This is a genomic window from Sporichthya sp. (assembly GCF_013815995.1).
In the GTDB taxonomy this organism is placed as follows: Bacteria; Actinomycetota; Actinomycetes; order Sporichthyales; family Sporichthyaceae; genus Sporichthya.
This window is the reverse complement of the sequence record NZ_JACDFE010000372.1, coordinates 1-2,446: the sequence shown is the minus strand read 5'-3', so window position 1 is coordinate 2,446 and position 2,446 is coordinate 1. Positions and strand designations below refer to the sequence as shown.

The following is a 2,446-nucleotide window of genomic DNA, read 5'->3' as shown; positions in this document are numbered from 1 at the left end:
CTCGCACGGCGGCCGATCGGTCGGTCATCGCGCCTAGAAGTGCGGCCGGAAAGGGGGACTACCGGGAGGGAGTGCCGGCCGGGTAGGATGGAGGAGCAGGTCGGCTGAGGGAGAGCGGGATGCTGGGGAAGCGCGGGCCACAGCGAGGGTTGTTCGAGGCAGACACGGCGTACGGGGTGTTCGTGGGACGGGACAGCTTCTACGGGTGGCTGGCGAGCCAGCGGGGAGAGCTGTTTCGGGACGAGGCGTTCGCCGGGCTGTACGTGCTCGACAACGGTCGGCCGAGTGTGCCGCCGAGCCTGCTGGCGACGGCGCTGGTGCTGCAGACGTATGACGGGGTGTCGGACGACGAGGCGAAGCAGCGAGCGGACTATGACCTGCGGTGGAAGGTGGCCCTGGGGGTCGAGCTGGATGCGCGGCCCTTTGCGAAGAGCACGCTGCAGGAGTTTCGGGCGCAGTTGATCGTGCACGAGCAGGCGGCGGCGATCTTTCGGACGAGCCTGGAGCTGGCGAAGCGGCAGGGAAGGTTGCGGACCAAGCGCGGGGAGCAGCGGAAGCTGAAGGTGGCGCTGGACACGACGAACATCCTGGGGCGGGGAGCGGTGAAGGACACCTACAACCTACTCGGGGACGGGATCGTGAAGCTGGCGCGGGTGCTGGCGAAGCTGAGCGGGCAGCCGCTGGCGGGGTGGGCCGAGGAGCAGGGGTACGGACGGTACGTCGGCCAGACGAGCCTGAAGGGGACCGCCGAGATCGACTGGAGCGACGTCAAGGAGCGGCGGCGGTTTCTGGGAGAGATCGTCGCCGACGCTGACCGGCTGCTAGAGCAGGCGCGGATGGCGCGGACCGAGCTGGAGGCCGGCAGCGCGGCCGAGACGATGCTGCTGGAGGCGGCCGGGCTGCTGAGTCGGGTACTCCTGCAAGACATCGAGCGTCGGGAGGATGGCCCGGCGGTGAAGGAGGGGGTGGCGAAGGATCGACTGGTGTCGGTCCACGATCCAGAGATGCGGCACGGGCGGAAGAGTGCGAGCAAACGGTTCGACGGGCACAAGGCGGCGGTGGCGGTGGACACCGACGAGCCGTTGATCACGGCGGTCGCGGTACTCGCGGGGAACGCGCCGGATGCCGAGGGTGCGCTCGAGCTGGTCGAGCAGACCGAGGCCAACACCGGCTGCACGGTCGACGAGACGCTGGGGGACTGCGCCTACGGCAGCGGCGAAACCCGTCAGGTGTTCGCCGACGCTGGTCGGACGATCGTGGCCAAGGTCCCGAGTGTGTCGAACCAGGGCTGCTTCCCGAAGACGGCCTTCGTGCTCGACCTGGACGCCGGGACCGCGACCTGCCCGGCTGGCCAGACCACGCAGGACTTCAAGCCGAGCCCGACCGGTGGCGGACAGTTCCGCTTCGACGCGGCGGTCTGCGCGGCCTGCCCCGTGCGCGCCCAGTGCGTCCGGGGCGTCGGCGGTCGGACGGTCGCCCTGCATCCACAAGAACGGCTGCTCCAGGCGGCTCGCGCCTTCCAGGCCAGTCCGGCCTTCGACGACTATCGGCGGCGACGCCAGACGGTCGAGCACCGCATCGCCCGGCTGGTCCAGTTGGGCATCCGCCAGGCCCGCGACATCGGCCGGGCCAAGACCGCGTTCCAACTCCTGATGGCCGCCGCCGTGGCCAACCTGACCTACCTGGCCGCCACCGCGAGCCAGGGCCAGCCCACCGACCCGCAGCTGAGCGCGGTGGGCCTCGTTTCCGTCCTCCTGGGTCTGCTCGTGGTCGTCCTCAGCCGCGATCTCGGCCCCGGTTGGCCCACCCGGACGCCGAACCCTGGCAGACTCCCCCGAACCACGTCACCCGGTCGGCTGCCCACGCGGCTGCCGACCTCGTTCGCTCTGCCCGGTTGTCGGCCGGGCTTCTAGTGGCTCGTCAGTCGTGAAATACAGGGTAGAGATGGTCGAGCTTGATGCGGGCGTCGTCGGTGGTGAAGCGCCAATCGATGGTACGGACGGCGGCGTTGCGCGTGGTGACCCAGGCCGCGACCTCCCGTTCGAGCGTCGCACGGTCCGGGAGACGGCGATCGAGACATTGGCCGGCGAGGATGCCCAGTTCGATCTCGGCCATGTTCAGCCAACTGCCATGCTTGGGTGTGTAGTGCAGCTCAAGTTTGTCGGCGAGGCGCTTGGCTTCGGACGGCGGGAAGGCTTCGTACAAGGAGGCCGGCGTGTGCGTGTTGAGGTTGTCCTGGACCAGGACGATCTGCTCGGCGTCGGGATAGTGGACGTCGACCAGCTCCTTGATGCACTGCGCCCAGTCAAGCCGGGTGCGGCGGTCGCTGACCATGACCTCGCGCCAGCCTCGGAGTGGCTCGCAGACCATGAACAGGTTGACGATGCCTCGCCGCTCGTACTCGGAGTCTTCCTTGGCGGCGACGCCAGGGGCCATCGGCTGTGGC

The 2,446-nt window shown here is 69.2% G+C and carries 1 protein-coding gene and 1 pseudogene; one reads left to right on the top strand and one right to left on the bottom strand.

Translation table 11 applies throughout. The features are described 5' to 3' along the window. Positions 1–119 precede the first annotated feature (119 nt). Positions 120–1,688 (top strand): annotated as a pseudogene (locus H0X00_RS23405) (IS1182 family transposase); the annotation flags it as partial. Positions 1,689–1,920: 232 nt separating this feature from the next. On the opposite strand, the gene H0X00_RS23400 reads toward H0X00_RS23405, so the two are convergent. After that, positions 1,921–2,446 (bottom strand): IS630 family transposase (locus H0X00_RS23400; RefSeq protein ID WP_293775232.1); only part of this gene is annotated, 526 nt, incomplete at its 5' end.